Origin of the sequence: Herbaspirillum sp. WKF16 (assembly GCF_028993615.1) — a bacterium.
GTDB lineage: Bacteria > Pseudomonadota > Gammaproteobacteria > Burkholderiales > Burkholderiaceae_D > Herbaspirillum.
On record NZ_CP118632.1, the window covers coordinates 2,100,800 to 2,127,601 of the forward strand.

Annotated in this window: 28 protein-coding genes; 7 read left to right on the plus strand and 21 right to left on the minus strand. The window is 62.7% G+C overall.

Annotated features, from left to right (window positions below; genetic code table 11):
- Positions 1 to 7: 7 nt before the first annotated feature.
- The 6 genes from flgG to flgL all read left to right on the plus strand — a co-directional run bounded on the left by flgG (position 8) and on the right by flgL (position 7,325).
- The gene (flgG, locus tag Herbaro_RS09645) at positions 8 to 790 is read left to right on the plus strand and encodes a flagellar basal-body rod protein FlgG (protein WP_275013599.1); all 783 of its coding nucleotides are present in this window, start codon (positions 8 to 10) and stop codon (positions 788 to 790) included.
- A gap of 64 nt (positions 791 to 854) precedes the next feature.
- The gene (locus tag Herbaro_RS09650; protein WP_275013600.1) at positions 855 to 1,514 is read left to right on the plus strand and encodes a flagellar basal body L-ring protein FlgH; all 660 of its coding nucleotides are present in this window, start codon (positions 855 to 857) and stop codon (positions 1,512 to 1,514) included.
- A 48-nt stretch (positions 1,515 to 1,562) separates the two neighbouring features.
- A complete protein-coding gene (locus Herbaro_RS09655) occupies positions 1,563 to 2,684 on the plus strand; it encodes a flagellar basal body P-ring protein FlgI (RefSeq protein WP_446719334.1) in 1,122 nt (373 codons plus the stop codon).
- Positions 2,685 to 2,761: 77 nt separating this feature from the next.
- Positions 2,762 to 3,730: a flagellar assembly peptidoglycan hydrolase FlgJ gene (gene flgJ / locus Herbaro_RS09660; protein ID WP_275013602.1), complete on the plus strand. Its 969-nt coding sequence runs from the start codon at positions 2,762 to 2,764 to the stop codon at positions 3,728 to 3,730.
- A 121-nt stretch (positions 3,731 to 3,851) separates the two neighbouring features.
- On the plus strand, positions 3,852 to 6,170 hold the full coding sequence (gene flgK / locus Herbaro_RS09665; RefSeq protein ID WP_275013603.1) for a flagellar hook-associated protein FlgK: 2,319 nt from the start codon (positions 3,852 to 3,854) through the stop codon (positions 6,168 to 6,170).
- Between the two features lie 21 nt (positions 6,171 to 6,191).
- On the plus strand, positions 6,192 to 7,325 hold the full coding sequence (gene flgL / locus Herbaro_RS09670) for a flagellar hook-associated protein FlgL (protein WP_275013604.1): 1,134 nt from the start codon (positions 6,192 to 6,194) through the stop codon (positions 7,323 to 7,325).
- A gap of 197 nt (positions 7,326 to 7,522) precedes the next feature.
- On the opposite strand, the gene fliR is transcribed toward flgL, so the two are convergent.
- From fliR to fliF, 13 genes are all read right to left on the minus strand, one after another.
- Complete coding sequence (gene fliR, locus Herbaro_RS09675; protein WP_275013605.1) at positions 7,523 to 8,326, minus strand: flagellar biosynthetic protein FliR; 804 nt, start codon at positions 8,324 to 8,326, stop codon at positions 7,523 to 7,525.
- A gap of 54 nt (positions 8,327 to 8,380) precedes the next feature.
- On the minus strand, positions 8,381 to 8,650 hold the full coding sequence (gene fliQ, locus Herbaro_RS09680) for a flagellar biosynthesis protein FliQ (protein WP_275013606.1): 270 nt from the start codon (positions 8,648 to 8,650) through the stop codon (positions 8,381 to 8,383).
- Positions 8,651 to 8,659: 9 nt separating this feature from the next.
- On the minus strand, positions 8,660 to 9,484 hold the full coding sequence (gene fliP / locus Herbaro_RS09685) for a flagellar type III secretion system pore protein FliP (RefSeq protein ID WP_446719316.1): 825 nt from the start codon (positions 9,482 to 9,484) through the stop codon (positions 8,660 to 8,662).
- Positions 9,468 to 10,025: a flagellar biosynthetic protein FliO gene (gene fliO, locus Herbaro_RS09690; RefSeq protein WP_275013607.1), complete on the minus strand. Its 558-nt coding sequence runs from the start codon at positions 10,023 to 10,025 to the stop codon at positions 9,468 to 9,470. Before fliO ends, fliP begins: the two co-directional genes overlap by 17 nt.
- A 33-nt stretch (positions 10,026 to 10,058) precedes the next feature.
- Positions 10,059 to 10,514 (minus strand): flagellar motor switch protein FliN, encoded by a 456-nt coding sequence (fliN, locus tag Herbaro_RS09695; RefSeq protein ID WP_275013608.1) that lies wholly within the window; start codon positions 10,512 to 10,514, stop codon positions 10,059 to 10,061.
- Between the two features lie 2 nt (positions 10,515 to 10,516).
- Positions 10,517 to 11,518: a flagellar motor switch protein FliM gene (gene fliM, locus Herbaro_RS09700; protein WP_275013609.1), complete on the minus strand. Its 1,002-nt coding sequence runs from the start codon at positions 11,516 to 11,518 to the stop codon at positions 10,517 to 10,519.
- Positions 11,519 to 11,540: 22 nt separating this feature from the next.
- Entirely contained in the window at positions 11,541 to 12,056 is a 516-nt protein-coding gene (gene fliL / locus Herbaro_RS09705; RefSeq protein ID WP_275013610.1) for a flagellar basal body-associated protein FliL, read from the minus strand.
- 170 nt (positions 12,057 to 12,226) lie between these two features.
- Positions 12,227 to 13,489, minus strand: coding sequence for a flagellar hook-length control protein FliK (locus tag Herbaro_RS09710; RefSeq protein WP_275013611.1), 1,263 nt, complete (start codon positions 13,487 to 13,489; stop codon positions 12,227 to 12,229).
- Between the two features lie 43 nt (positions 13,490 to 13,532).
- Positions 13,533 to 13,973: a flagellar export protein FliJ gene (gene fliJ, locus Herbaro_RS09715; RefSeq protein ID WP_275013612.1), complete on the minus strand. Its 441-nt coding sequence runs from the start codon at positions 13,971 to 13,973 to the stop codon at positions 13,533 to 13,535.
- Between the two features lie 37 nt (positions 13,974 to 14,010).
- On the minus strand, positions 14,011 to 15,417 hold the full coding sequence (gene fliI, locus Herbaro_RS09720; protein WP_275013613.1) for a flagellar protein export ATPase FliI: 1,407 nt from the start codon (positions 15,415 to 15,417) through the stop codon (positions 14,011 to 14,013).
- 28 nt (positions 15,418 to 15,445) lie between these two features.
- Positions 15,446 to 16,156: a flagellar assembly protein FliH gene (gene fliH, locus Herbaro_RS09725; RefSeq protein ID WP_275013614.1), complete on the minus strand. Its 711-nt coding sequence runs from the start codon at positions 16,154 to 16,156 to the stop codon at positions 15,446 to 15,448.
- A 52-nt stretch (positions 16,157 to 16,208) separates the two neighbouring features.
- Positions 16,209 to 17,204 (minus strand): flagellar motor switch protein FliG, encoded by a 996-nt coding sequence (gene fliG / locus Herbaro_RS09730; RefSeq protein ID WP_275013615.1) that lies wholly within the window; start codon positions 17,202 to 17,204, stop codon positions 16,209 to 16,211.
- Positions 17,197 to 18,984 (minus strand): flagellar basal-body MS-ring/collar protein FliF, encoded by a 1,788-nt coding sequence (gene fliF / locus Herbaro_RS09735; RefSeq protein WP_275013616.1) that lies wholly within the window; start codon positions 18,982 to 18,984, stop codon positions 17,197 to 17,199. Before fliF ends, fliG begins: the two co-directional genes overlap by 8 nt.
- Before the next feature lie 255 nt (positions 18,985 to 19,239).
- Here fliF and fliE point away from each other — a divergent pair, with 255 nt between their 5' ends.
- Positions 19,240 to 19,596, plus strand: a complete 357-nt coding sequence (gene fliE / locus Herbaro_RS09740; protein ID WP_275013617.1) for a flagellar hook-basal body complex protein FliE — start codon at positions 19,240 to 19,242, stop codon at positions 19,594 to 19,596.
- Between the two features lie 86 nt (positions 19,597 to 19,682).
- Here fliE and Herbaro_RS09745 read toward each other — a convergent pair whose 3' ends face one another.
- The 8 genes from Herbaro_RS09745 to Herbaro_RS09780 all read right to left on the minus strand — a co-directional run bounded on the left by Herbaro_RS09745 (position 19,683) and on the right by Herbaro_RS09780 (position 26,612).
- Positions 19,683 to 20,438, minus strand: a complete 756-nt coding sequence (locus tag Herbaro_RS09745; RefSeq protein ID WP_275013618.1) for a flagellar brake protein — start codon at positions 20,436 to 20,438, stop codon at positions 19,683 to 19,685.
- A 14-nt stretch (positions 20,439 to 20,452) separates the two neighbouring features.
- Positions 20,453 to 20,797, minus strand: coding sequence for an EscU/YscU/HrcU family type III secretion system export apparatus switch protein (locus Herbaro_RS09750; RefSeq protein WP_275013619.1), 345 nt, complete (start codon positions 20,795 to 20,797; stop codon positions 20,453 to 20,455).
- Complete coding sequence (gene fliK, locus Herbaro_RS09755; protein ID WP_275013620.1) at positions 20,784 to 21,956, minus strand: flagellar hook-length control protein FliK; 1,173 nt, start codon at positions 21,954 to 21,956, stop codon at positions 20,784 to 20,786. Before fliK ends, Herbaro_RS09750 begins: the two co-directional genes overlap by 14 nt.
- Before the next feature lie 2 nt (positions 21,957 to 21,958).
- A complete protein-coding gene (locus Herbaro_RS09760; RefSeq protein ID WP_275013621.1) occupies positions 21,959 to 22,288 on the minus strand; it encodes a flagellar protein FliT in 330 nt (109 codons plus the stop codon).
- 2 nt (positions 22,289 to 22,290) lie between these two features.
- A complete protein-coding gene (gene fliS, locus Herbaro_RS09765; RefSeq protein WP_275013622.1) occupies positions 22,291 to 22,752 on the minus strand; it encodes a flagellar export chaperone FliS in 462 nt (153 codons plus the stop codon).
- Positions 22,753 to 22,781: 29 nt separating this feature from the next.
- Positions 22,782 to 24,851 (minus strand): flagellar filament capping protein FliD, encoded by a 2,070-nt coding sequence (gene fliD, locus Herbaro_RS09770; protein ID WP_275013623.1) that lies wholly within the window; start codon positions 24,849 to 24,851, stop codon positions 22,782 to 22,784.
- 234 nt (positions 24,852 to 25,085) lie between these two features.
- A complete protein-coding gene (locus Herbaro_RS09775; protein ID WP_275013624.1) occupies positions 25,086 to 25,445 on the minus strand; it encodes a flagellar protein FlaG in 360 nt (119 codons plus the stop codon).
- Positions 25,446 to 25,523: 78 nt separating this feature from the next.
- Positions 25,524 to 26,612 carry a flagellin N-terminal helical domain-containing protein gene (locus Herbaro_RS09780; RefSeq protein ID WP_275013625.1) on the minus strand — a complete coding sequence of 363 codons (1,089 nt, stop codon included), beginning with the start codon at positions 26,610 to 26,612 and terminating at the stop codon, positions 25,524 to 25,526.
- Positions 26,613 to 26,802: the final 190 nt, after the last annotated feature.

A 26,802-nucleotide genomic window follows, 5' to 3' on the forward strand; every position in this document is an offset into this window, starting at 1 on the left:
GAAATAGATGATTCGTTCCCTTTGGATTTCCAAGACCGGCCTGGATGCGCAACAGACGCAGCTGGACGTGATTTCGAACAACCTGGCCAACGTCAGCACCAACGGCTTCAAGCGTTCGCGCGCGGTGTTCGAGGACCTGTTGTACCAGACCGTGCGCCAGCCCGGCGCGCAGTCCTCGCAGCAGACCCAGCTGCCATCGGGCCTGCAGATCGGCACCGGCGTGCGTCCGGTGGCGACCGAGCGCATCTTCACCCAGGGCAACGTCAACCAGACCAATAACGACAAGGATCTGGCGATCCAGGGCGCTGGCTTCTTCCAGATCCTGCTGCCGGACGGCACTACCGCCTACACCCGCGACGGCGCCTTCCAGACCGACAGCCAGGGCCAGCTGGTGACTTCCAGCGGCTACACCCTGCAGCCGCCGATCACCGTGCCGCTCAACACCACCAAGCTGAGCGTGGGCCGCGACGGCACCGTGTCGATCATGCAGGCCGGCTCGACCGCGACCACCCAGATCGGCACCATCCAGGTGGCCACCTTCATCAACCCGGCCGGCCTGGAAAGCCGCGGCGAGAACCTGTACGTGGAAACCGCGGCCTCCGGCACGCCCAACCCGAACACGCCGGGCACCAACGGCGCCGGCGCGCTGTGGCAGGGCTATGTGGAAACCTCCAACGTCAACGTGGTGGAAGAGCTGGTCAACATGATCCAGACCCAGCGCGCCTACGAAATCAACAGCAAGGCCATCACCACCTCGGATCAGATGCTGGCCAAGCTGTCGCAGCTGTAATCGGGTGGTTCAAGTAGTTGAATTTGTTGTGCGCAGTGTGCGTGTGAAGAAGGACGAGGCAGATATGAACAGCTTGCTGAAACTGGCCGCCATCGCGGTTGCATTCGCCATCGGCGGTTGCACCACGGTGCCCGATACCATCGTGACGGGCCCCACCACGGCGCGCCCGCAGCCGGCTTCGTATGCGCCACCGACTTCCGGCGCGATTTTCCAGTCGGCGGCTTATCGTCCGTTGCTGGAAGATCGCCGCGCGCGCCTGGTCGGCGATACGATCACCATCGTGATCAACGAGAAGACCAGCGCCGGCAAATCGGCCGGCAGCTCCGCCAGCAAGACCGGCACCGTGGCTTCGCCGGCGCCGACCATCTTCGGGACGAGCATCAAGGAACTGTCCGCCAGCGGCACCTCGTCCAACAAGTTTGAAGACAAGGGCGCCACCACCTCCAGCAACACCTTCACCGGCACCATCGGCGTGACCGTGGTCGAGGTGCTGCCCAACGGCAACCTGGTGGTCAGCGGCGAGAAGCAGGTCGCGCTGGACAAGGGCGTGGAATACGTGCGCTTCTCGGGCACCGTCAGCCCCGACAATATTCAAACCGGCAATACCGTGTCGTCCACCCTGGTGGCGGACGCCAAGGTCGAGTACCGCACCAACACCCGGGTCGACATGGCTGATTTCATGTCCTCGCTGGGACGTTTCTTCTTCAGCGTTTCTCCTTTCTGATGGAGTGGCAGTTCAATGTTTAGGAAAGGATTTACCGCGATGGACATGATGCATTTGACGCGCAAGGCGCTGGCAGCCGCGGCTGCGGCCGGGCTGTGCCTGGTGGCGGCCGTGCCGGCCCACGCGGAACGCCTGAAGGACCTCGCCAGCATCCAGGGCGTGCGTCAGAACCAGCTGGTCGGCTACGGTCTCGTGGTCGGCCTCGACGGCAGCGGTGACCAGACCACCCAGACTCCGTTTACCGTGCAGAGCGTGATCAGCATGCTGCAGCAGCTGGGCGTGAACGTGCCGACCGGCACCAGCAGCAACATGCAGCTGAAGAACGTCGCCGCGGCGATGGTGACGGCGACCCTGCCGGCCTTCGCCCAGCCCGGACAACTGATCGACGTGACCGTGTCCTCCATCGGCAACGCCAAGAGCATCCGCGGCGGCACGCTGCTGATGGCGCCGCTGAAAGGCGCCGACGGCCAGATCTACGCGATTGCCCAGGGCAACATCGTGGTGGGCGGCGCAGGCGCATCGGCCGCCGGCAGCAGCACGACGATCAACCAGCTGTCGGCCGGCCGGATTTCAGGCGGCGCCACCGTGGAACGCTCCGTGCCCAGCGCACTGGGCGGCGGCGAGATGGTCATGCTGGAACTCAACGACAACGATTTCTCGACCGCCAGCCGCGTGGTGGATGCGGTCAACAAGCGTTTCGGCATGGACACCGCCGTGGCGCAGGACGGCCGCGTGATCCGTATCCGCGCGCCGATTTCCAGCGGCGACCGCGTGGCCTTCCTGGGCGCGCTGGAGAACGTGGATGTGACGCCGGGCAAGCTGGCCGCCAAGGTCATTTTGAACGCCCGTACCGGCTCGGTGGTGATGAACCAGAGCGTGATGCTGGACACCTGCGCGGTCTCGCACGGCAACCTGTCGGTGGTGATCCAGGCCGACAACGCCGTCTCCCAGCCCAATGCGCTTGCCGGCGGCAATACCGCCGCGGTGCAGAACGCGCAGATCTCGATCAACAAGGAACCCGGCAAGGTCATGCTGCTCAAGGGCGGCGCATCGCTGTCCGACGTGGTGAAGGCGCTCAATGCCATCGGCGCGACCCCGCAAGACTTGCTGGCCATCCTGCAGGCGATGAAGGCGGCCGGTTCGCTGCGCGCAGAACTTGAAGTGATTTAAACGAGGCGAGTCAGCTGGCCGGGCCGTTGCCAACGGTCCGGATCAACAAACAACCGATCTCTCATCCAAGGTATTCCATGCTCAACAAGATCAACCCATCCAATCCGACCGAGAGTCTGGCCGTCGATGCGAATGGGCTGAACAGCCTGCGTGAAGCTGCGCGCCAGAACGGCGGCTCGCCGGAGGCGATCAAAGGCGCGGCCAAGCAGTTCGAAGCCATGTTCCTGAACATGGTGATGAAGAGCATGCGCGACGCCACGCCGCAGAACGGCCCGTTCGACAACGAGTCGACCAAGATGTTTACGTCGATGCTGGACCAGCAGATGAGCCAGAACCTGGCCCAGCGCGGCATCGGCCTGGCCGATGTGCTGACGCGCCAGCTGTCGGCCTCGCTGCCCAAGAAGTTGCCGGACGCCCAGGATCTGGACGCGCAACAGGGCGACGATGGATTGCCGATGGGCATTCCCCTGGTCAAGGACATGAGCGAAGCCGATCGGGCCAAGTTCATCCAGAGCTTCGCCAGCCAGCAAGCGGCCGACAGCACCGACCAGGACGGCCGCAACAAGCGCCGCAATCCCAACAAGCCGGCGCACGTGGAAGCCTTCCAGAACCGCCTGCAGGCCGATGCCGAGATCGCCAGCAAGATGACCGGCATCCCCGCCAAGTTCATGCTGGCCCAGGCCGCGCTGGAAACCGGCTGGGGCAAGAAGGAAATCATCACCCGCGACGGTCGCTCGGCGCACAACCTGTTCGGCATCAAGGCCACCGGCAACTGGACGGGCAAGGTTGTCGAAGCGACCACGATCGAATACATCAACGGCAAGCCGCAAAAGCGCGTGGAGAAATTCCGCGCCTACGATTCCTACGCCGACGCCTTCAAGGATTACGCCAATTTGCTCAAGAGCAATCCGCGTTACGAGAAGGTGCTGGCCAGCGCCCAGGACGCGCACGGGTTCGCCTACGGCCTGCAGCGCGCGGGCTATGCGACCGACCCGCACTACGCCGAGAAGCTCTCGCGCATCATTCGCCAATCCCTGTCGGCATAACACGCCGCAAAGCTGAGCCGTTCCGACCGGAAACAAATCCGGTTCGCATCGTCTAAAGTTTTTGTAAAGCGTGCCGTTGACTTGGGTATTCCGCTAAAAGCTTTTAGGACGACGACCTAGCATGGCAACAAACATCTTCAGCATCGGACAGAGCGCGTTGCAGGCGGCCATGGCAGCGCAGGCCACCACCAGCCACAACCTTGCGAACGCCCTGACCCCGGGTTACAACCGCCAGGTTGTCGTGCAGAGCAGCGCCGGCGGCATCAACTACGGCTACGGTTTCGTCGGCCAGGGCACCCAGGTCGCCGAGATCAAGCGCGTCTACAACGATTTCCTGGTCAAGCAGCAGCTGGCCTCGCAGACCAGCGCCAGCTCGCTGGACTCCTACTATTCGCAAATTTCGCAGCTCGACAACTTGCTGGCCGACAAGGATGCCGGCCTGTCGCCCGCGCTGCAGGACTTCTTCAAGTCGATCCAGAACTTTGCGTCCACTCCCAATACCGATGCGTCGCGTCAATCGGTGCTGTCTGGCGCCTCGACCCTGGTGGCCCGCTTCCAGGCGCTGAACGACCAGATGGCGCAGAGCCGCACCAGCGTCAACACCCAGATCACCTCGACCGTCGACAGCCTGAATTCGTATTCGGCCCAGCTGGCCGAGCTCAACAAGGCCATCGTCAAGGCGCAGGGCGCCGGCGGCGGCCAGGCTCCTAACGACTTGCTGGACCAGCGCGACCAGGTGGTCGCCAACATCAACAAGCTCGCCAAGGTCACCACGGTGGCGCAGGACAACGGCTCGATGAGCGTGTTCATCGGTTCCGGCCAGCCGCTGGTGATCGGCGAGCAGGTCACCACGCTGGTTGCTGCGCCCTCGGCCGACGACGTCTCGCGCCTGCAGATCGGTTACTCGGTTGCCGGCGGCAAGACCGCGATCATCCCGGACAATTTCTTCTACGACGGCGGCAGCCTGGGCGGCCTGCTGAAATACCGCAGCGAAACGCTGGATTCGGCGCAGAATACGCTGGGCCGCATCGCCACCGTGCTGGGCAGCACCTTCAACGACCAGCAAAAGCTCGGCCTGGACCAGAACGGCACGCCGGGCACGGATTTCTTCAACGTCGCTCCTCCGGTGGTGCTTCCGAAATCGACCAACACCGGTTCGGGTCCGATGTCGGCCACCATCACCAATGCCTCTGCATTGACGACCAGCGACTACACGCTGTCGTACGACGGCACCAACTACACGCTGACCCGTCTTTCCGACAACACCAAGACCACCGTGGCCGGAACGGCCTTCCCGCTGACGGTCGATGGCGTGACCTATTCGGATGGCGGCACGCCCACGCCCGGCGCCCCGACCATGGCGGCCGGCGACAGCTTCAAGATCCAGCCGACCATCAACGGCGCGGCCAGCCTGTCGCTGGCAATCAACAACACGCAACTGATTGCGGCCGCAGCGCCGATCACGACGTCGGGCAATGCCACCAGCGCGGTCAACGCCAGCACGCCGGCGGCCAATACCGGCAGCGGCGTGATTTCCAATACTTCGCTGGATCCGAAGACCTTCGTACAAGGATCGTCGGTGTCGTTCGCCACCTCGGTCGTCGCAGGTACTCCGCCTCAGCTGCAGCTGGCCGCTACCTGGGCCAACGCCACCCCGGCTCCGGATGTGACCGTCACCTATCCTGACGGCACGGTCTCCACCGTGTCGGGCAACACGCCGTTCAACTACCAGACCGGCGCGGTGATCAGCAGCGGCGGCGTGAGCTTCACATTGACCGGCACCCCGGCTACGGGCGACCAATTCAATTTTGCGCCGGTAGCGGCCAATCAGGGCACGGCCAGCATCAGCGCTGGTTCGGTTGACAAGAATTACCTGGCGACGCCGTTGACGGCGCCATTGACGCTGAAATACCAGACCACGCCGGCGGTCGGCTTCGCGGTTTCGCCCGCGACCACCGCTCCCGTGACGGTCACGCACAAGGACGGCACGACCGCGACCATTGCCGCCGGCGCGCCGCTCACCTATACCGCCGGCGACACGTACACGTACCAGGGCATGTCGTTCTCGATCACCGGCCAGCCGTCGGCGGGCGATCAGTTCACCATCGCGCCCAATACCAACGCCACGTCCGACAACCGCAACGCCCAGTTGCTGGCCGGGCTGCAGACCAAGAACACCATCGGCAACACCAGCTACCAGGGTTCGTACTCGCAGCTGGTCGCCACGATCGGCAACAAGACCAACGAGATCAACGTCACCAACACCGCCGAGAAGGCGCGGCTGGAGGCGATCACGACCGAGGTACAGTCCGAGTCGGGCGTGAGCCAGGATGAAGAACTGGCCAACATGATCAAGAACCAGCAGCAATACCAGGCTGCGGCGAAGGTCATCCAGGCTGCCAGCGACATGCTCAACGTGCTGTTCCAAGTGATCAGCTGAAAGTTTTAGAGGAAGACCGACATGCGTATTAGCACTCAGATGTTGTATCAGATCAGCACCGGCGATCTGACCAGCATGCAGGGCTCGATCCTGAAGCTGAACCAACAAGTGACCGCGGGCCAGAACGTGCTGGTGCCGTCCGACGATCCGGTGGCCTCGGCGCGCGCGCTGGACCTGGACCAGAGCCAGAAGCTGAACAAGCAGTACGCGACCAATCGCGAAAACGCCAACAGCTCGCTGGCGCAGGTACAAGGCACGCTGACCAGCCTGACCGACATGCTGACCAAGCTGAAGTCCGACGTCATCAAGTCGGGCAACCAATCGTTCAGCAATGCCGAGCGCGCCAACCTGGCTTCCGAGCTGAAGGGCAACTTCCAGGAAGTGCTGGGCTACGCCAACGCCACCGATGGCCAGGGCAACTACCTGTTCAGCGGCTTCAAGAGCACCACCCAGCCGTTCACGCAGGATGGCAACGGCAATATCGTCTACAACGGCGACCAGGGCGCGATGACCCTGCAGGTGGACTCCTCGCGCACGATGGAGATCAGCGCCTCCGGCCAGAGCATCTTCCAGGGCAATGGCCAGGACGTGTTCCAGACCATGAACAACCTGATCAACGTGCTGTCCGTGCCGGTGACCGAAGCCGCCAACGAGGCGGACGTGACCGCCGCGAACAATTTCGAATATCCCGCAGGTTCGACCCAATACCCGATCCGCGACTACAAGACCGCGCAGGCCACGCTGGATGCGATGGATCCGAAGGATCCGAACTATTCGACCCAGTTCGCGGCCACCGCCGCGGCCAAGCTCAAGTCGGACGCTGCGGATGCCGCCCGTACCCCGGTGCAGGGCAGCCAGGCGGCGCTGACGCGCAAGCTGGCCTCCTTCGGCGGCCAGGTCGACGCCATGATCGACAACGTCGGCACCGTCAACGCATCGGTCGGCGCGCGCCAGAACGAACTGGACAGCCTTGACGCCGCCGGCACCGTCAAGGACCAGGGCTACACCGCGACCATCAACGATCTGCTGGGCCGCAATCTGTCGGACACCAGCGCCAAGATCAGCGAACTGACGCTGCAGCAGACTTACCTGGCGGCCGCGCAGAAGGTGTTCGTGTCCACCAGCAGCCTGTCGCTGCTGAACTACCTGAAGTAATCGATCCGGCCGTTGCCGCTACATGGCGGCGCCGCGATGAAAAAAAGGCGAACCTCGGTTCGCCTTTTTTATTGCTGGCCGGCAGGGCACGCGACGCTGTTGGCCACCTGCGGCCCCACATCTCCCGCTTGCGCCAGGCCGGCCGACGGCACGCGCGCGTTGCCGCTCAGGGCGAAGTTGCGCTATCTGGAATGCGGTCAGGGCTTGGGCAGCGCATTGACCGGCGGCACGCTGCCCAGCAGGCGCACCATTTCTATGCCGTCCGAGAGGAAGCGCTGCATGGGCGTGAGCATGTAGGGCAGGCCGAATCCGATCAGGATGAAACCCGCCAGCATCGTGATGGAAAAGCCGATCCCGAACAGGTTCAGCTGCGGCGCTGCGCGCGTCAGGATGCCCAGCGCCAGGTTGGTGATGAGCAGCGCGACGAGCAGCGGCAGCGACATCTGCAGGCCCATGCTGAATACCTTGGCGCCCCACAAGGCCAGCTGGTGAAATCCCTCGGTGGTGATGGGCTGGGCGCTGATCGGCAGGGAATGGAAACTCTCCGCCATCACTTGAAGCAGAAGCAGGTGGCCGTTCAGGCTGAGGAAGACCATGGTCGCCAGCAGCGAGAACACTTGGCTGACCACCGAGGTGCGACCTTGCGACATGGGGTCGAAGAAAGCGGCGAACGACAGGCCCATGGTGGAGCTCACCAGTTCGCCCGCGGCCTCGACGGAAGCGAACACGACGCGCATGGCCAGGCCCATCGACAGTCCGATGAGCAGCTGCTGCAGGAGGATCAGGAGCCCCGTCATCGACATGGGATCGAGCGCGGCGGGGATGGGCACGTCGGAGGAAATGACGCCCGAGATCGCGATGCCCAGCAGGATCTTGACCAGCATCGGCACGCTGGTATTGCCGAATGGCGGGGCGATGCTCAGCAAGCCGAGGATGCGCGTGGTCGGCCAGATGAACATGGCGATCCAGGCGTAGAGCTGCTGGCTGGTGAAAGTGAGCATCGAGGAAAGCGGCAAGCGCCTGGAAAGAGCCGCCGCAGGGCGGCCGTTATCGGATTACTGGACCATGGCCGGGATGCCGGAGAACAGCGTATGCATGTAGTCCAGCATCACGGTCAGCATCCACGGGCCGGCGATGATGAGCGCAAGGAATACGCCCACCAGCTTGGGAATGAACGACAGGGTTTGTTCGTTGATCTGCGTGGCGGCCTGGAAGATGCTCACCAGCAGGCCGATGATCAGCGCCGTCAGCAGCATGGGCGCGGCAACCAGCAGGGTGACTTCCATGGCCTGGCGGCCCATCGTCATGACGCTTTCAGGAGTCATCGCGCTCTCCTAGTAGAAACTTTGGGCAAGGGAGCCGATCAGCAGCTGCCAACCGTCCACCAGCACGAACAGCATCAGCTTGAAGGGCAGCGACACGATGGCCGGCGACATCATCATCATCCCCATGGACATCAGGATACTGGCGACCACCATGTCGATGATGAGGAAGGGAATGAAGATGGCGAAACCGATCTGGAACGCGGTCTTCAGTTCGCTGGTGACGAAGGCCGGCACCAGGAGGCGCAGCGGAACGTCTTCCGGTCCTTGCAAATCGGGGCCGCGCGAGAGCTTGACGTACAGAGCCAGGTCGGCCTGGCGGGTCTGCTTGAGCATGAACTCCTTGAGCGGGGCGGCACCCTTGTCCAGCGCTTCCATCATCTGGATCTTGTTTTCGGAGAAGGGCTGGTAGGCTTCCGTATAGATGCGGTCGAAGGCCGGGCCCATCACGAAGAAGGTCAGGAACAGCGACAATCCGATCAGCACCTGGTTGGGCGGCGTGGATTGCGTGCCCAATGCCTGGCGCAGGAGGGACAGCACGATCATGATGCGCGTGAAGCAGGTCATCATCAGCAACGCCGCCGGGATGAACGACAGCGACGTCAGCAACAGCATGGTCTGGATCGGCAGCGTGTAGTTCGTGCCGCCGCCAGGCGCAGGGGTGCTGTTCAATGCGGGGATGCCTTGCTGGGCCGAGGCCGCCAGCGGCAGGCACAGCAGCAGGAGGATCCAGAAACGGCCGGAGCGCAGCAGCGAAGCCGCCTGCGTCATCCAGCGTCCGGCCATGCCGCGCACGGTAGCCGGAGAAGTCCCTTGCGGGTTAGGTTGTGCTGCCATCATTGCCTGTGCGGTTCTGGCTGGCAGAAGCCGCGTTACGTTTGTCCATGGTTTGCTTGAGCCAGGAAGCGAACGCCGGCGCGCCGGCGGCTTGCTGGGTTGCCGCGACTTCCTGGCGCGGCATGGTGGTCAACGCATTGACGCGGCCGGGCGCCACGCCGACCACGATCCACTGGTCGCCGACTTCGATCACCATCACCCGTTCGCGGGTGCCGACGCTGACGCCGCCGATCACCCTGGCCGCGGCGTTGCCGGCCAGGTTCTGCGTCAGGCCGAGCCGCTTGAACAGCCAGGCCACGCCGGCGATCAGGGCCAGCACGGCGATCAGGCCGAGCAGCATGGTGAAGACGCTGCCGGTAGAAGAGGGCAGCGAGGCGCCGCCCAGCGCAGGCGCCGCGGATCCGGCGCCGCCGGTCGCAGCCTGGGCCCAGGCCTGGTTCAGCAGAAGGAAATGGGCGCCCAGAAACAGCAGGGCGGACGACAGGCCTGCCTGCGTCCGCCTTGGGCTGTTGGTGCGGGATACTGCGAAGATACGCTTCATCAAATAGGCTTCATCGACGTGCAACCGTTCCGCTCAGCGGTTCAGTTTGCGGATACGTTCTGCCGGCGTGATGATATCGGTCAGGCGAATACCGAACTTGTCGTTCACCACCACCACTTCGCCCTGGGCGATGAGGCAGCCGTTGACCAGCACGTCCATCGGTTCGCCGGCCATGCCGTCGAGTTCGACCACCGAACCCTGCGCCAGTTGCAGCAGGTTCTTGATGGCGATCTTGGTGCGGCCCAGTTCCACCGTCAGCTGCACCGGGATATCGAGGATGAAATCGATGTCGTTGGGCGTGTTGGTTTGGATGTCGGCCGAGCTCAGGTCCTTGAACACGGTAGCCTGGGCTGCCGTGGCGGCGATACCCTTCTCATCCTCCATCTGGCCCTTTTTCTGCGCGTCTTCGGCTTGCGACTGTTCGGCCATGGCCGCGCCCCACGGATCGTCCTCCGCCGCAGTTTGACCTTCTACGTTCTCATCAGCCATTACTACTCTCCTTGAAAGCTTTCTGGTGTTTCTTGGGTGATGGAAAGCAGCTTCTCGACGCGTAAGGCGTATTGGCCATTGAATTGGCCGTAGTTGCATTCCATCACAGGCACGCCGTCGACCTGGGCATTGACGGTCTCGGTGGTTTGCAGCGGGATCACGTCGCCGACTTGCATGTTGAGCAGGTCGGTGAAGGTAACGCGGGCGGTGCCGAAATTGACGATCAGTTCGACTTCAGCGGTCTGGATCTGCTGCTTCATCAGGCGGATCCAGCGCTTGTCGACCTCCAGGGCCTCACCCTGCATGCTGCTGGTGAGGCGGTCACGCACCGGCTCGATCATCGAGTAGGGCGTGCAGATATGAATTTCGCCCGACACCGGGCCAAGCTCGATGGTGAAGGTGGTCGAGACCACCACTTCATTGGGCGTGGCGATGTTGGCGAACTGGGTGTTCATTTCCGACCGGATGAATTCGAATTCGATCGGATAGATGGGTTCCCACGACTTGGCGTAGTTCTCGAAGGTGATTTCCAGCACGCGCATGATGATGCGCTGCTCGGTGGGCGTGAATTCGCGGCCTTCGATGCGGGTGTGGAAGCGACCGTCGCCGCCGAACATGTTGTCCACCAGCATGAACACGAACTGGGGATCGAACACCACCAGGCCGATGCCGCGGAACGGTTTGATGTGGACCAGGTTGAGGTTGGTCGGCACCACCAGGTTGCGGATGAACTCGCTGTACTTGGACACCTTCACCGGACCGACCGAGATCTCGGCGGTGCGGTGCAGGAAGTTGAACAGGCCGATGCGGAACAGACGGGCGAAACGCTCGTTGATGATTTCGAGCGTGGGCATGCGTCCGCGGACGATGCGTTCCTGCGTTGCCAGGTTGTAGGTACGTACCGTACCAGGAGATTCTTCGACGATCTTTTCTTCGTCGTCATCCCCCGTCACGCCCTTTAAAAGGGCATCGACTTCTTCCTGCGATAGAAAGTGCTCGGCCATGGTCGTGTAACTCTTCTGACGCTTACTGCTGCTGGATCACAAAGGAGGTGTAGAACACGTCGGTGATCTGCGGTCCCTTGCCCTTGCCGGAGAACGGCTCGCCCAACTGGTCGACGATCTCGTCGGTCAGCTTGCGCTTGCCTTCGTTGGTCAGCAGCTCGGATGCCTTCTTGCTCGACAGCACCATCAGCAGGCGGCTGCGCACCTGGGGCATGTAGAGCTTGAGCGCTTCGGCGGTTCCGCCGTCGGCGACCTGCAGGGTCATCGCCACTTGCAGGTATTGATCGCCGCTTTCCTGCTGCAGGTTGACCACGAAGGGTTCGATGACCACGAAGGTAGGCGCCTTGGCCTCGACCTTCTCTTCAGCGTGCTCTTCCTCGCCTTTCTTCTTGCCGCCCATCATGAAGAATGCGGCGGCGCCCCCGATCACCAGCACCAGTACGGCGCCGACGATGATGAACAGCATTTTCTTGCTGGATTTGGCTGGCGCCGCGTCTGCTTCAGCTCCCTTGGCCGGGGCTTTTCCTTTTGTTGCCATCTACTGTTTTCCTTTCAGTTCGTCTGCGCGTATTGCTTGGTAGTGTGCTTATCGGCAAAGAATTCTTATTGTTGAGTCTTGCGCGGACGATAAAACTTTTCCCCGTACTGCATTTTGTCGTTCAGTGCTTGGCGAGCCGCCTTCGGATGCGCCGTCGTGCCGGCGCGTCGTCAGACGAAGGTGTCGACCAGGCCCAGGCCAGCGCTGGTGACGGCGGCGTTGCCGGCCGCTGCCACGGCGACATCGCCTTCATCGTCCTTGCCGAAGCGGCCGGAAGAGGAGCGGGCCTGTTGTTGCTGGCCATTGGCGCCTTGCTGCTGGTTGGGCATACCGGTATTGACGGTGGCCTGGCCCAGCTGAATGCCTGCCTGGTCCATCATCTCGCGCAGCTTGGGCATGGCGGCTTCCAGCGCCTGCTTGACTTCAGGCTGGGCGGTGATGAAGGTGGCGTCCGCTTGCTGGTTGTGCACGTTCAGCACCACCTGCATGGGGCCCAGGTCGGGTGGGGTCAGCGTCAACGAGGCGCTCTGGATGCCGCCGCTGACCATCCAGGTGATCTTTTGACCGACGGCCTGGTCCCAGCCGGCGCTGCCGACGTTGGGCTGGATCTTGTCCGTATAGGCGGCGGGGAAGACTGCCTGCGGCTGGTTGGCGGCCAATGCCTGCTGCATCGCGGGCATGATCACCGGCGACGGCGCGGCTTGCGCGGCATCCTGCTTGGCCAGGGCGACTTCCGGCGCCAGCTTGGCGCCTTGCGACTTGGCGGCCAGCGCGCTCGCATCTTCCTTCGGCGCGGTCTTGTTTTCCGCGCTCAGATCGATTGCCGGCTTGTCGCTCTTGACGGGGCGCGCGGCGGCGTCTGCATTCTGCTGCGCCAGGTCCGGCGCGGCTTCCTTCTTTGCGTTGTTGGCGTTCACGGCGCTTTGCAGGCCGGCGAAGTCGATCTTCTTGTCCTTGGCGTCCAGCGCCAGCGGCTGGTCGTCGCCTTGCAGCGAGAGCTTGCCGCCGTTGCGCTTGGCTTGCGCCAGCAGATCGGCCTCGGTGTCTTCGCTCTTGCCGTTGCTGACCGGCTTGACCGCGTTCTGCTCCAGGTTGGCGACCAGCGCCAGCAGCTCGGCAGACGCCTGGGTGGTGGTGTCGTCGGACTCGTCGTCGTCCTTGTCGGCATCCTGCTTCTTCGCGGCGGCGTCGGCGTCGGCCGGCTTGCTGGCCGCGGCCGTCTGCGCAGGCTGGCTCGGCTTGGCCGGCTCTTCGGCGGCGCGCGGCTTGTCCTGCGATTTATTTTCGGCGTTGCGGTTGTTGACCTGGCTGTTGAGCACCTGGTTGAAGGGCGCGTCGGCGCTGAAGCTGTCGGCCGGATTGGACGAGCGGGAGCCGGTGGTCGCGCTTTGCGAGCCGGTAATCACGTTCAGCAGCGGCAGGGAAGTGTTCATGGTGTAAGCCTGTCGGTAGGTGCAGGTCGTTGCTTCGTCGTGTCTATCGTTTGTAGAAGGTGATGCGAGCGGCATGCTCGTCCATCGCCTTCTGGTCGCGCTTGCTTTCCTTGCGCATTTCCTTTTCCTTGGCGCGCGCGGCCAGCGTGCCGTAGGACATGCGCTTGCGTTCGCACGCCTGCCACGCGGCGCGCGCATCGGCCACGCGCTGCTGGCTGTTGCGCACCACATCGTGCTGGCCGGTGATGGCGACATCGATCTTTTCGATGAAGAGCTGGAAGTTGCGATAGCTCAGCGCCGTCAGGCCGGTGGTCAGCGTGTCCTGGAACCGCGCGGCGTAATCGTCGCGGTATTGTTGCAAAATGCCAAGTTTCTGCTGCGCTTCCTCGCTCACGCGAATAGCCCGGCCGAGGCGTTTGGTCGCTTCGTCGGTCTCTTTTGTCGCCAATTCGATCAGCGTATCGAGTGCGGAGGGAGTAGCCATGATGGTTTTGATTATATTTTTGCGTGCCGGTGCTCAATCAACCGAATAGAGCGGTAAGTTGCCTCAAGCTCTCTGATACATCGGCCTGCTCATGAATTCCCTGCTGCAAAAACGCTTCGATTCTTGGCAATAAGGCAATGGCTTCATCCAGCACCGGGTCGCTGCCGGCGGAGTAAGCGCCCACGCTGATGAGGTCGCGGTTGCGCTGGTAGCGCGAATACAGCTGCTTGAGGTGGCGCGCGCGACGCTGGTGCTGCTCATCCGTGATGCCGTGCATGGCGCGGCTGATCGATTGCTCGATGTCGATGGCTGGGTAGTGGCCGGATTCCGCCAACTGGCGGTTGAGCACGATGTGGCCGTCCAGGATCGCCCGCGCGGCGTCGGCGATCGGATCCTGCTGGTCGTCGCCCTCGGTCAGCACCGTGTAGAACGCGGTGATGGAGCCGCCGCCCTCATCGCCGTTGCCGGCGCGTTCGACCAGCGCCGGCAGCTTGGCGAACACCGAGGGCGGGTAGCCCTTGGTCGCAGGGGGCTCGCCGATGGCCAGGGCGATTTCGCGTTGCGCCATGGCGTAGCGGGTCAGCGAATCCATGATCAGCAGCACATCCTTGCCCTGGTCGCGGAAGTATTCGGCGATCGAGGTGCAGTAGGCGGCTCCCTGCAGGCGCATCAGCGGGGGCGTGTCGGCCGGCGCGGCCACCACCACGGAGCGCGCCAGGCCTTCGGCGCCCAGGATCTCCTCGATGAATTCCTTCACTTCGCGGCCGCGTTCGCCGATCAGTCCGACCACGATGACGTCGGCGCTGGTGTAGCGGGCCATCATGCCCAGCAGCACGCTCTTGCCCACGCCTGAGCCCGCGAACAGGCCCATGCGCTGGCCGCGGCCGACGGTGAGCATGGAATTGATGGCGCGGATGCCGGTGTCGAGGATGTCGCGGATCGGCGCGCGGCCCAGCGGATTGGCCGCGCGCACGGCCAGCGGCGCGGAACGTTCGGTGTGCAACGGGCCGTAGTTGTCGAGCGGGCGTCCGGCGCCGTCCAGCACGCGGCCCAGCAGTTCGTCGCCGACCGGCAGGCGCCGGCTGTGCTCATCGGCGCGACGCGGCGTGAAGGTGATGGGGCCGGTGCGCGGCGGCGGCTTGACCGGCTCGACCGGGAACACGCGGGTGCCGGGCACGATGCCTTCGACATCGCTTTGCGGCATCAGGAACAGGCGATCGTCCTGGAAGCCGACGACTTCCGCTTCGATCATGGTGCCATTGGGCAGGGGGACATTGCAGGGGCTGCCGACCGGGAGCTTCAGCCCGACGGCTTCCATCACCAGGCCGGCCACGCGCGTAATGCGGCCGGCAGTCTGGGTGGGCTCGGCCATGCCGACCAGGCTGCGGCAGTTGTGCAGGTAGGCTTGCCAGAGGCTGCTGTGAGAGGGCATGGGGGAGTTCATGCGGGTCTCCCGGTCAGATCTTCATTGCTCAATCCAGCCAGTCGAGCTGCTTGGACAGCGACTCGGCCAGGCGCTTCCAGCGCGTTTGCGCGGTCGCGTCGATCTGGTTGGTGCGGGTTTCCACGCGGCAGCCGCCGCGCAGCATGTGCTGGTCTTCCTCGATCTTCCAGCCATGCTTGACCAACTCCTCGCCCATGTGTTCGCGCACCAGTGTCGCGTCTTCCGGATTGAGCGTGAGCGTGGCCGGCAATTGCAGGCCGGGCAGGGAGTGAATGGCTGTGCTGACGGTGGGCAGGATCAGCTCCGGGCGCACGTTCAGGGCGGTCTTGAGCATGGCCTTGGACAGGTCCAGCGCAAGGTCCAGCATTTCCGGCGCCATGCTTTCGCTGCATTGCGAGACCTCGGTGCTGAAGTTGGCCGCAATCTGGCGGAAGTGCTGGATGGCTTCGTTGATTTCCTTCTGGCCTTGCTGCAAGCCGGCCATGTAGCCTTCGGCGCGGCCGGCCTCCAGGCCGTGCTGGCGGCCTTCGGCGAAACCTTCCTGGCGGGCCGCTTCGCGAATCGCGTCCAGCTGCTCCGCGGTCAGTTGCGGCACCGGCGGCGGTTCCTCGTCGAACTCATCCTCGGCAGCATGTGCCGGGACCGGTTCAGGCTCAGGTTCTCCCCGGTCGTTGAACGACGCCAGCTCCCAACGCTGGTAGGGCGTCATTTCTTCCTTGGGAATGATCTTCGCACGCATGGCTTACATTAACTCCAACTTGACGGCAAGCCGCGGGGCACCAGCAAACTCATCAGACGAACGCATCCTCGCCCTTGGCGCCAAGCACGATCTGGCCTTCGTCGGCCAGGCGGCGCACGATCTGCAGGATGGCCTTCTGCTGCGCGTCCACTTCGGACAGGCGCACGGGGCCCTTCGACTCCAGGTCTTCCTTCATCATCTCGGCCGCGCGCTGCGACATGTTCGCGAAAATCTTGTCGCGCAGGCCCTGCGATGCACCCTTGAGCGCGACGATGAGCGATTCGGACTGCACTTCGCGCAGCAGCAGCTGGATGCCGCGGCCGTCGATATCGATGAGGTTCTCGAACACGAACATTTCGTCCATGATCTTCTGCGCCATGTCTTCGTCGTAAGAGCGCAGGTTGTTCATGACCGAAGTCTCGCTCTCGCCGGACATGAAGTTCAGGATCTCGGCCGCAGTGCGGATACCGCCCATCTGCTGCTTCTTCAGGCTTTCGTTGCCGGTCAGCAGCTTCGTCAGCACGTCGTTGAGCTCGCGCAACGCGGCCGGCTGCACGCCGTCCAGGGTTGCAATACGAAGGATCGTATCGTTGCGCAGACGTTCCGTGAAATGATTGATGATGCCGCAGGCATGGTCGCGCTCCAGGTGAACCAGGATGGTGGCGATGATCTGCGGGTGCTCGTTGCGGATGAGTTCGGCAACCGATTGCGCGTCCATCCACTTGAGGGCTTCGATACCGGAAGCGTCGCGGCCGCCCAGGATGCGGTTGAGCAGGGAGGTTGCCTTGTCGTCGCCCAGCGCCTTGGTCAGCACGCTGCGGATGTACTCGTCCGAATCCAGGCCCAGCGAAGACGCCTGGCCGGTTTCGGCGACGAAATCGTTGAGCACCTCGTTGATGTCCTCGAAGCTGATGTTCTTGAGGGCCGACATTGCCGCGCCCAGCTTCTGGACTTCCTTCGGGCCGAGATACTTCATGACCTCGGCGGCCTCATCCTCGCCCAGCGCGAGCATCAGGATGGCACCTTTTTGAACGCCGTCGTTACTCATTGTTCACCCAGCCCTTAATGATGCTTGCCACCAGTTTGGGATCGTTCTTGGCCCACTGCTTGGCGGTTTCGAGGTTGGCCTTGTACTGTGCGCGTTCGTCGACTTCCGGCTCCCCGGACAGGTTGACGATGGCGTCCGGATCGTCCGGATCGAAGCCGGCGGCGGCTGCTGCTGCCGCGGCTTCCGCCTCGGCCTCTGCCTTTTCCTTGGCCAGGCGCTCGCGCTCCTCGCGGCCGGACAGCTTCCAGATGATCGGGCGCAGCACGCCGAAGTAGAGGTACAGCAGCACGGCGGCCAGCAGCACGTACTTGCCGATTTCCTTGGCCAGCTCGATCATGCCCGGCTGCTTCCACAGCGGCAGTTCCGGCTCGAGGTCGGTGCTGAACTGGGTATTGACCACGTTGAGCGAGTCGCCGCGATCCTTGTTGTAGCCCATCGCTTCCTTGACCAGGTCGCTGATCTGGTAGCGCTCGGGCTCGGTCAGCGGACGCATGACGATCTTGCCGGTGTTGTCGATGGTGCGCTTGTAGTTCACCACCACGGCCACGGTCAGGCGACGCACGCCGCCCATGGGCTGCTGGGTGTAGCGTACGGTCTTGTCGACCTCGTAGTTGACGGTCTCGTCCTTGCGCGAATTGCCGCTGGAGGAGGGCGCCGGCGCTGCGCCGTTGGGCGTTGCCGCGCCGCCCTGGCCCGGTGCGTTGGCCGCGGCCGGATTGACGATCTGGGCGGTGGCCGGGGCAGGGGGCTGGTTGCTCAGTGCGCCAGGAACGCCGGAGGTGCCCGACGACGCGCTGTTGGCCTCGCTGCTCTGCTTGCTGCGCACGGCTGCGGTGTCTTGCGTCTGGTTCGGCTTGTAGGCCTCCGAGGCTTGCTCGGTGCGGGAGAAGTCGACGTCGGCGGTCGCTTCGGCGCGCACGTTGCCGTTGCCCACAATGGGGGCGATGATGGACTCGACGCGCTTGACGATGTCCTGCTGCATGTCCTGGACATACTTCAGCTGGGTCGGGTCGAGCGTGTTGGTCTGGGCCTGCTTGGTGGTGTCGGAGAGCAGGTTGCCGTTCTGGTCGACGATGGTGACTGACTTGGGGGAGAGTTCCGGTACGCTGCTGGCCACCAGGTGGACGATGGCGCTGACTTGCTGCTGGTCAAGGTATCGGCCGGGATAAAGGCTCAGAATCACGGAGGCGGTGGGTTTCTGCTGATCTCGCACGAAAACCGAGGCCTTGGGCAGGGCCAGGTGCACGCGGGCGTTCTGGACCGACGACAGCGATTGCACCGAGCGCGCCAGTTCGCCCTCCAGGGCGCGCTGGAAGTTGACCTGCTCGAGGAACTGGGAAACGCCGAGCTTCTGGTTTTCCATCAGCTCGAAGCCGACGTTGCCTCCCTTGGGAAGGCCTTGCGACGCCAGCTTGAGGCGGGCGTCGTGCACCATGTTTTCCGGGACGAGGATCGCCGTGCCGCCGTCGGAATACTTGTAGGGCACGTTCATCTGCTGCAGCGACGCCACGATGGCGCCGCCGTCGCGGTCATTGAAATTGGAGAACAGGACCCGGTACTCGATCTTCTGGCTCCACATCCAGATGCCGATCATCAGGGCAACAGTCGCAGCGGCCGCGACGATGAGCAGCACGCGCCGGCCTTGCGGCGAGCGCGCGTAACCAACCACGCCGCCCTGGCCAGGCTGCTGTGCGGCGTTCATGCCGCCAGCGGCTGGATTGTTGGCGTCGGCCGGATTGTTTGCGTCGCTGGTCATCGTACCGTCGGCTGCTACCGCCATGATTTCCCCTGTGGCGTACCCTCGGTTGCCCGGCTGATAATGACTTTATTCACTGCTTACCTGCCCTTGATAGGATTTTTGCTCAGTGTGGATTGTCCGTTGGGCGCTGGAATTTGATCGCCCGAAAAGAATGGAAAATTCCCCGCTTATTGTTGCGAGTTGTAAATGCTATGGTGTTAATGTGCTCGTGTAGAAGTCGGCATTGCGGGTTAGATGCCGTTGCATCGCAAAAATATCGAAATCGTGGGGTGGTGAATGGCAATCGAGAGTGTAATTGATACCAGCAAGATCGAGGCGATGGTGGCGCAGCTGAGGGCTGCGGCCGCGCGCGCGCAGGGCGCCGTCGATCCGGTCCAGGGTGGCGTCAAGGCGGAGAAGGCGGCCGCCCGGGTGGATTTTGCGGATGTGCTGAAGGGCGCCATCAACCAGGTCAACGACTCCCAGCAGCAAGCCTCCAAGATGTCGCAGGCGTTTGCGCTTGGGGACGACAACGTCAACCTGTCGGACGTGATGATTGCCTCGCAGAAAGCCAGTATTTCCTTCCAGACCAGCATCCAGGTGCGCAACAAGCTGGTGTCGGCCTACCGCGACATCATGACGATGCAGGTGTGATCGATCCCGGGCCGCGCAAGTAACGCCGGCCCGACTCGAATAAAAAAAGCCCGCATCCGCGGGCTTTTTTCATTGGGCGTTGCCGCTTACATCATGCCGGATGCCTTGGCGTTCTGTTCGCGTTCCAGCTTGGTGATGAAGCGCTGGATGGCGCCGAGCACCGCACGTGGAATGTCGATGAACTGGCAGCCGAAGCGGTTCACGGTCTTGCCGTTGGTCATCTTGAACTCCTTGCAGTCGCGGATCTGCAGCTTCACGGACACCAGGGTGTTGTCGTTGAGTTCCAGTTGGCAATCCTCGTAGATCACGCCCGGGGTGACCGGCAGTATCTTCTTTTCATCGGTGATGCCCACACCGCCCGCGCTGATGTTGTTGAGCAGGGTGATGATGGTGATGAAGGAGCCGTCCGGCTGGGTGATGCGGAATGTGCATCGCAGCGGCTTGGCGATCGGCGTCGGAATGCGGAAGAATTCGCGACGTTGCAGGCGCACCAGGCTGGAGGGGATGCTGATCTGCAGCGCGGGACGATTCTGGTATTCGATCTTGCGGGCCTTGTCGACCACGAAGGTGATGCGGATGCTGTTGTAGAGCGCCTCGAAACCGATGCGGCTCGCCGAAGCGATGCTGTCGTTGAGCATGGCGCTGGGGGCCGCGTCGATGATGACGTTGCCGTCGTCTTCGTCAATGTCGAGTATTGACGTAATGACGGATTCCGATCCCCCTTTGATGAACAGGCTCAGCAGCTGATTTTTTTCCATCATGCTGGTGAGCAGGGAAACGATCTCCCTCCGTGAATGAACCCGGAACGGGCTGTCGTCGTCGATCTCGTCGTTATTTGCCATCTGTGCGTCTGAATTCAGCGAATAGGATCGCCTTCCCCTGAGGAATTCTTTATGTAATTTAACCCCGTATCATACATTACTGGCTGGGCTAATTGCATATTTTCAATACGATATAACCACGCCAACAACTCGGCGACGGTGCGATACAACGCGGGGGGGATCTGTTGGTCCAGTTCGACCTGCATCAGCAGCGAAACCAGCTCTTTGGATTCGTGTACATAGACGCCGCTTTCGCGGGCGCGGGCGATGATGGCTTCGGCCACCAGGCCGCTGCCTTTGGCGACGACCTTGGGTGCGGCCTGGCTGGCGTTGTAGGCGAGCGCGACCGCATTCTGCAGGGGGATGTTAGGCTTCTCCATCTTGCTTCACGATCAGAGAATCCAGGGAGGTGCCCGCGGCCGACATGGCGTCGGAGAACAGGGCGGTATTGCCGCGAAGCGCAGCGGCGGCGGCTTCATTGTCGGCCTTGACCTGGACATGGATCTGCTCGCCGATCAGTCGTATCGACGCCGATACCGAGCCCAGGTGCGCGAAGTTGAAGCGCACCACGCTGTGCCAGGTGGGGGGCGCGGCTTCGTCATTTTGGCCTTGCGGTTGCCCGTTGCCGTGATCCTGGGCGATTTCCCATTCCATCTGCTGGCCCGGCCATACTTCGCCGTGCCACACGAGCCGCTGCTGTTCGAGCGCGCTCAGTTGCAGGTTGATGATCTGGCCCAGCTGGCTTTGCGCCGGGTCGCTCGGGCTGAGCAGGTTGATGTCGCCGTTGCTCTGGCGGGCAACCTGGGCTTGCGGCTCCTTCATGAGCTCTTCGGCCGGGCGTTGGCCCGCGGCCCAGGCCGAGACATGCGATTCGTAGAACACGCCGCTGTAGGTGATGGCGTTTTGCAGCGCGCCCGCCATCTGGTCGGCCGGTGCGCCGGCCTTTGCCATGAGCGGCGCGGGTGAGGATACGTGGTCGGCCACGTTACCTTCCTGGGACGCCTGCAGCAGGCTGTCGATGAGCTTGCCGGCGTTGCTGAGCGTGGTGGTGGTGCTGGACGGGGCGTTGGATTGCGCCTGGCGGCCGCGCGCCTGGCCGTCGACCGGCACGTCTTCGTTCTCGCCGACTTCGCCGGCGCCTTCGCGGGTGACGAACTCCAGCGACTTGAGATCCTTCTGCATGGCCCGCCCGGCCTTGCTCAGGGAGACCGCCGCACTGTCTTCGTCCTGGTGCAGGCTGTCTTCCTTGATGGCGAAGGTGGGGCGGGGATCCTTCGAGACCAGCGTCAGGATCAGCGAGTCGCCCGTGCGCGCATTGGCCGGCAGCACCATGCGCGCGGCCGTATTGGCGACGCGCACGAGGAAGGTGCCGTCATTGAAGTCGGAGAGGATGCGCCCGGACATCTGCTGCCCGATGGCAATCTGGGCCAGGCGGCTGTAGGCCTCCTGCCGGGTGTCGGCGATCGAGACGACCGCAGTCGCCGCCGCGACGGAGTTGACGGGCTGGACGGCGGTGGCGATGTCGGCCCGCGGCAGCATGATCAGCTACCCATGCCGTAGGTGTTGAGCAGCTTCTGTTCGGTGTGGTTGCTTTGGATGAGCGCAGACAGCTTGCGCAGGCCGGGCTCCGTCAGGTTGCGGATATCGCGGTCATCTTCGAGGATCTTCCTGATGATGTCGACCTTGCGGTTGCGGTGCGCGTCGGAGAGCGATACGCCATCCTCGAAGTCCTTCAGGGTGGCAATGTGCTTGCCGCACTGCATTTCCAGGGTGGTCAGCAGTTCCCAGTCGGCAGCGCGGGCGGCCGCGAGCATCTGGTCGGTCAGTTCGGAGATCGACTCGTAAATGGCGATGACGTGGTCACCGTTCATGGTCAGGCTTTCGCAAAGTTGTTTTGCGGATTGACGCCGTCATACGCCGCCGACATCTGGGAGGCCGGGCCGGCGTTCGGACCGATCTGCTCCCATGCGGAACGGATGTCGTCGAGCAAGCCGTGGATTTCGGTCAGGATGGCCGGATTGTTGGTCGCATTCGCTTCGAACAGGCGCCGGCTCATGTATTCGTACAGCGAATCGAGGTTCAGGGCCAGCTCGCCGCCGACGTTCTTGTTCAGGCTCGCGCGCAAGCCGTTGTCGATGATCAGGATCGCCTTGGTGATCGATTCGCCCTTGTGCTTGATGTCGCCTTCGGCCATGTACTTCTTGGCCAGGGCGATCGCCACCAGCGCGCCGTCGAACAGCATGGTGATGAGCTTGTGCGGGCTGGCGGCGAGCACGCCGGTTTCCACGCCGATATTGGCGTAGGCATTGGCGCCACGCTTCATGCTTCCGAACATGACGTTCTCCTATGTTCGCGGATTCAGTTTCAGCTGCTTGCCTTGGGCAGGTTCGCGAGTTGTTGGGTCAGATAGCTCTGCGTCGCCTGCATGCTCGCCAGCGTCACATTGAGCTGGTTGAACTGGTTGGTGTAGGCATCCTTCATGTTGGACAGGCGCGTCTGGATCGCAGTCTGGCGATCCTGATTGATCTTCAGGCTGGCCTGCAGACCATTGGTCTTGGTCGCGATCAGGCCGGTGTCGCTCAAAAGACTGGTCATCAGCGTCTGCAATTTGGTGACGATACCATTTTTGGACGAGGTGGTGTTGGTCGTGTCCGGGTCGGTGGCGCTGAACAGATTGGCAATGCCGGCGAAATTGTTGGTGGTGGCGGTGGACAGCTTCGTTGCGTCCAGCGCCAGGGTGCCGTCTTTTTGGAAGCCGATGCCGATATCGGACAGCGTGCTGATGCCGTTGCCGCCGTCGACCGACGCGAACATGGTGCTGCGCAGCTGGCTCAGGATGGTCTGCACCGAGGACTCGCTGGCCAGCGGCGAGGACGACGTGGACGTGCCCAGCGTGGTGGAAGGGGTCTGCGCGGTCAGGCTGCTGATGGTCTTGGCCAGCGAATTGTAGGCGGAAACGAAAGTATTGGCCGCCGATGTGATGCCCGTCGTATCGTTGGAGATATTGAGGGTGATGTTGTCGTCGGCGGTGGTGACCTTGCTCAGGTTCAGGGTCACGCCCGAAATCGCATCTTCAACCTTGTTGCTCTTGCTGGTGACGGCCACGCCGTCGATGGTCAGCTTGGCGTCCTGGGCCTTCATCAGCTGGCCCATGCTGCCGCCGGTCAGGCCGGCGTAGTCGGTGGTGCCGGTCAGCGAGACAGGGTTGGTGCCGGTCGGCGTCAGGACCAGGTGATCCTTGGTGCCGTCGTTGGTGATGCTGGCGGTGACGCCTGCGCCCGTGGTGCCGTTGATCGCGGTCATCACGTCGTTGAGTGTGATCGCACCGCCGCTGCCGGTGCCGGTGGGATTGATGGTGAAGGACTTGTCGCCGGATTTCAGGGTCAGGCTGCCGGACGCATAGGTCTGGCCGGTCGTGACGCCGGGAGATGTGTAGGCGCCGCTGGGGTCGAACGAGAACACCGAGAAGTTATCGGTGCCGGTGATGCGGATGGTGTTGGCGGCGCCGCTGTCCTTGGCCGAGATCACCAGGTGGTCGTTGGTGCCGTCGCTGACGATGGTCGCATTCACGCCCGCATCGCTGGCGTTGATGGCGTCGCGCACGCCGGCCAGGGTGTTGCTGGTCGGCTTGATGACGGTGGTCGAGCCGGTGCCGGTCTTGATGGCCAGCAGGCCGGTTTCGAAGGTGGTGCCTGGCGTGATGCCGGCCGAGCTGAGCTTTTGCGCCTGGGCCAGTTGGGACACGCCCACGGTGTAGGCGCCCGACGCCGCCTGCGTCGCATCGCGCGGCGCCTGGGTCTGCGTCATGGTGCTGGGTGTGCTGCCCGACGGGTCGTAGGCAAAGTCGGACAGGCTGCCGTTCGAGGTCACCTTGATGGTGTTGCCGGTGCCGCCGGTGTTGGCTTCGAGCACCAGGTGGTCGCCGGTTCCGTCCTTGACGATGGAGGCGCTCACGCCCGCCTTGGAGGCGTTGATCGCATCGCGCACGCCGGCAAGGGTGGCATTGGCCTTCAGGGTCACGAAGGTGGGCGAGCCGGTGCCGACCTTGATGGCGATGGAGTCGCCCGCATTGAAGATCTTGCTGCCGGGAACGGCTGCCGACTGGATTTTCTGCGCCAGGACCTTGGTCGAGGAGTCGGTGTTGATGTCTGCCGAGAAGGGATCGGTGGTCAGGTTGGTGCCTGTGCCGGCATTGCTCAGCGAGGATTTTTGCGAGCTGAAGCTGGCCGAGGTCAGGGCCTTGATGGCATTCTGATAAGTAGACAGGGCGCTCTTGAGGTTCCCGTAGGCGGAAATGAGCGTGTTGTAGCTGCTGGCCTGCGTGGTCAGCGGCGTCAGCTGCGATTGGCTTTCCGCCGAGATCAGTTGGCTGACCAGGGTAGAAACGTCAAGGGGACCTGCGGAGGTGGAAATAGTGCCGGTGGAAGTTGCCATCGTTCACTCCTGAAACTGTGCGTTGCACACAGCGTTCTACAGGCTGCGCGCCGCGGTCAAGAGGAGAGGTGCGAGGTCCGGCTCTCAAGTACGGCGTCGTAGCGGTGCTGACGCTGTGCGGGATAAATACGTAAATCCGTTATGAACTGGGGTGGACGAAACTATCATGCGCAATGAACAGCGCATTGGCGCATGATGCTCTTCGTGCCACTGCAGTTCGTACCAGACTCAAACTCAAGCCTTGTGGTTGATCAGCAAGCCTTGCATCTTGTCGATCGACTTGGCAATGGCAACCGCTTCTTCGGTGGGGATCTGGCGGATCACGGTATCGGTTGCCGTGTCGACAACTTTCACGATGGTCTTGCCGGTATCCTGGTCCTTGGAGAAATTCAAGGCCGAAGCGTTCTTTGCTGCAAAATCATTCAACTTGCCGACGGCGTCGTTGACATCGCTTTCGGTTGCGCGGCGCGCTTCCGGGGATGCTGCCGGTGCAACGGTCGACACCACTGGATCTGCCTTGGCGGCGGCCTGCGGCAGTGCATACGCGGTGCCGGAGTCGCCAGCGGCGCTTATATTAAGTGGGGCAATCGCCATGGTACTACTCCCTTCCTTAAAGGAACGTGCGGAGAATACTCGCTATCCTCCGCACGTCATCCTACCTAGCTATCAGGCTTATTTCAACAGCGACAGGACCGACTGCGGTGCCGAGTTCGCTTGCGACAGCATCGCGGTACCAGCTTGTTGCAGGATCTGCGCACGGGTCAGGTTTGCAGTTTCTGCAGCGTAGTCGGTGTCCATGATACGGCTGCGCGACGCGGTGATGTTCTCGCTCGACACTTGCAGGTTGCTGATCACAGCGTTGAAGCGGTTCTGCACGGCGCCGAATTCAGCACGCTTGGACGAGATCAGGCTGATGGCCTTGTCCAGGTTCTTGATGGCCTTTTGTGCATCGCTTTGTGCGCTCGGAGCGGCAACTGCCTTGTCCAGGGACAGCTTGGCGCTGTCGATGGCGCTTTGCAGCTTCACAGCCGAAGCGGCCAGGGCGTTGGAGGTCAGGGTCGAACCGGTAGCGAACAGGTTGTCCAGAGCTGCCTTCGCCGAAGTGTAGGTAGCTTGGGCGGTGCTCACGCCGCTGGTGTCGCCCTGGCCGATCAGGCCCTTGGCGCTGGTGCCGATGACGTCGGCCATGGTGCCGTTGTTCGACAGGTCTTCCAGGGAGATGGAGATCTGGTCGTTCAGCTTGTTGTCGGTGACGTTGGCGCCGACTTGGAAGCTCAGGGTCAGAGCAGCCTTGACGTTGGCCGAGGTGGAACCAATACCGGCCGAAGCGCCTTGGCCCACGCCAGTGAACAGGTTTTGGCCGTTGAACTGGGTGCCGTTCAGGACGCGGAAGGTTTCGTCCGACAGTTGCTTGTATTCGTCGTTCAGGGTCTTGCGGTCCTGGGCGCTGTTGGTGCCGTTGGAGGCCTGCACAGCCAGTTCACGCATACGTTGCAGGTTGTCGGTCACGGTGGACAGAGCGCCTTCAGCGGTTTGCGCCATCGAGATACCGTCGTTGGCGTTACGTTGCGCAACGGCCAGGCCCTTGACCTGGGCGTTCATGCGGTCGGCAATTGCCAGGCCGGCGGCGTCGTCCTTGGCGCTGTTGACGCGCAGGCCCGAGGACAGACGTTGGATCGAGGTGTTCAGCGACGCTTGCGAGCTGTTCAGGTTACGTTGCGTGTTCAGCGACGCAATGTTGGTATTGATGATTGATGCCATGCTAATTCTCCTAAGATTTGAGACCGATGATCCGAGTTTCAGTGCTTAACTTTGGTCTTCTACCCATGAGCCCCAGGCGTTTCAACCTCTGTTGTTTGCTTTATCGGGCGGCCTTGGAAAAAGTTTAGGGCTATTCGCAAAAATCTTTTTCAGGGCCTTCCGAACTAAAACCGCGTGCTTAATAAAACGT

Excerpts from the sequence above, each read along its gene's own strand:
- flgG (WP_275013599.1), top strand. The coding sequence starts at position 8 with ATGATTCGTTCCCTTTGGATTTCCAAGACCGGCCTGGATGCGCAACAG.
- Herbaro_RS09650 (WP_275013600.1), top strand. The coding sequence starts at position 855 with ATGAACAGCTTGCTGAAACTGGCCGCCATCGCGGTTGCATTCGCCATC.
- Herbaro_RS09655 (WP_446719334.1), top strand. The coding sequence starts at position 1,563 with ATGCATTTGACGCGCAAGGCGCTGGCAGCCGCGGCTGCGGCCGGGCTG.
- flgJ (WP_275013602.1), top strand. The coding sequence starts at position 2,762 with ATGCTCAACAAGATCAACCCATCCAATCCGACCGAGAGTCTGGCCGTC.
- flgK (WP_275013603.1), top strand. The coding sequence starts at position 3,852 with ATGGCAACAAACATCTTCAGCATCGGACAGAGCGCGTTGCAGGCGGCC.
- flgL (WP_275013604.1), top strand. The coding sequence starts at position 6,192 with ATGCGTATTAGCACTCAGATGTTGTATCAGATCAGCACCGGCGATCTG.
- fliR (WP_275013605.1), bottom strand. The coding sequence starts at position 8,326 with ATGCTCACTTTCACCAGCCAGCAGCTCTACGCCTGGATCGCCATGTTC.
- fliQ (WP_275013606.1), bottom strand. The coding sequence starts at position 8,650 with ATGACTCCTGAAAGCGTCATGACGATGGGCCGCCAGGCCATGGAAGTC.
- fliP (WP_446719316.1), bottom strand. The coding sequence starts at position 9,484 with ATGGCAGCACAACCTAACCCGCAAGGGACTTCTCCGGCTACCGTGCGC.
- fliO (WP_275013607.1), bottom strand. The coding sequence starts at position 10,025 with ATGAAGCGTATCTTCGCAGTATCCCGCACCAACAGCCCAAGGCGGACG.
- fliN (WP_275013608.1), bottom strand. The coding sequence starts at position 10,514 with ATGGCTGATGAGAACGTAGAAGGTCAAACTGCGGCGGAGGACGATCCG.
- fliM (WP_275013609.1), bottom strand. The coding sequence starts at position 11,518 with ATGGCCGAGCACTTTCTATCGCAGGAAGAAGTCGATGCCCTTTTAAAG.
- fliL (WP_275013610.1), bottom strand. The coding sequence starts at position 12,056 with ATGGCAACAAAAGGAAAAGCCCCGGCCAAGGGAGCTGAAGCAGACGCG.
- Herbaro_RS09710 (WP_275013611.1), bottom strand. The coding sequence starts at position 13,489 with ATGAACACTTCCCTGCCGCTGCTGAACGTGATTACCGGCTCGCAAAGC.
- fliJ (WP_275013612.1), bottom strand. The coding sequence starts at position 13,973 with ATGGCTACTCCCTCCGCACTCGATACGCTGATCGAATTGGCGACAAAA.
- fliI (WP_275013613.1), bottom strand. The coding sequence starts at position 15,417 with ATGAACTCCCCCATGCCCTCTCACAGCAGCCTCTGGCAAGCCTACCTG.
- fliH (WP_275013614.1), bottom strand. The coding sequence starts at position 16,156 with ATGCGTGCGAAGATCATTCCCAAGGAAGAAATGACGCCCTACCAGCGT.
- fliG (WP_275013615.1), bottom strand. The coding sequence starts at position 17,204 with ATGAGTAACGACGGCGTTCAAAAAGGTGCCATCCTGATGCTCGCGCTG.
- fliF (WP_275013616.1), bottom strand. The coding sequence starts at position 18,984 with ATGGCGGTAGCAGCCGACGGTACGATGACCAGCGACGCAAACAATCCG.
- fliE (WP_275013617.1), top strand. The coding sequence starts at position 19,240 with ATGGCAATCGAGAGTGTAATTGATACCAGCAAGATCGAGGCGATGGTG.
- Herbaro_RS09745 (WP_275013618.1), bottom strand. The coding sequence starts at position 20,438 with ATGGCAAATAACGACGAGATCGACGACGACAGCCCGTTCCGGGTTCAT.
- Herbaro_RS09750 (WP_275013619.1), bottom strand. The coding sequence starts at position 20,797 with ATGGAGAAGCCTAACATCCCCCTGCAGAATGCGGTCGCGCTCGCCTAC.
- fliK (WP_275013620.1), bottom strand. The coding sequence starts at position 21,956 with ATGCTGCCGCGGGCCGACATCGCCACCGCCGTCCAGCCCGTCAACTCC.
- Herbaro_RS09760 (WP_275013621.1), bottom strand. The coding sequence starts at position 22,288 with ATGAACGGTGACCACGTCATCGCCATTTACGAGTCGATCTCCGAACTG.
- fliS (WP_275013622.1), bottom strand. The coding sequence starts at position 22,752 with ATGTTCGGAAGCATGAAGCGTGGCGCCAATGCCTACGCCAATATCGGC.
- fliD (WP_275013623.1), bottom strand. The coding sequence starts at position 24,851 with ATGGCAACTTCCACCGGCACTATTTCCACCTCCGCAGGTCCCCTTGAC.
- Herbaro_RS09775 (WP_275013624.1), bottom strand. The coding sequence starts at position 25,445 with ATGGCGATTGCCCCACTTAATATAAGCGCCGCTGGCGACTCCGGCACC.
- Herbaro_RS09780 (WP_275013625.1), bottom strand. The coding sequence starts at position 26,612 with ATGGCATCAATCATCAATACCAACATTGCGTCGCTGAACACGCAACGT.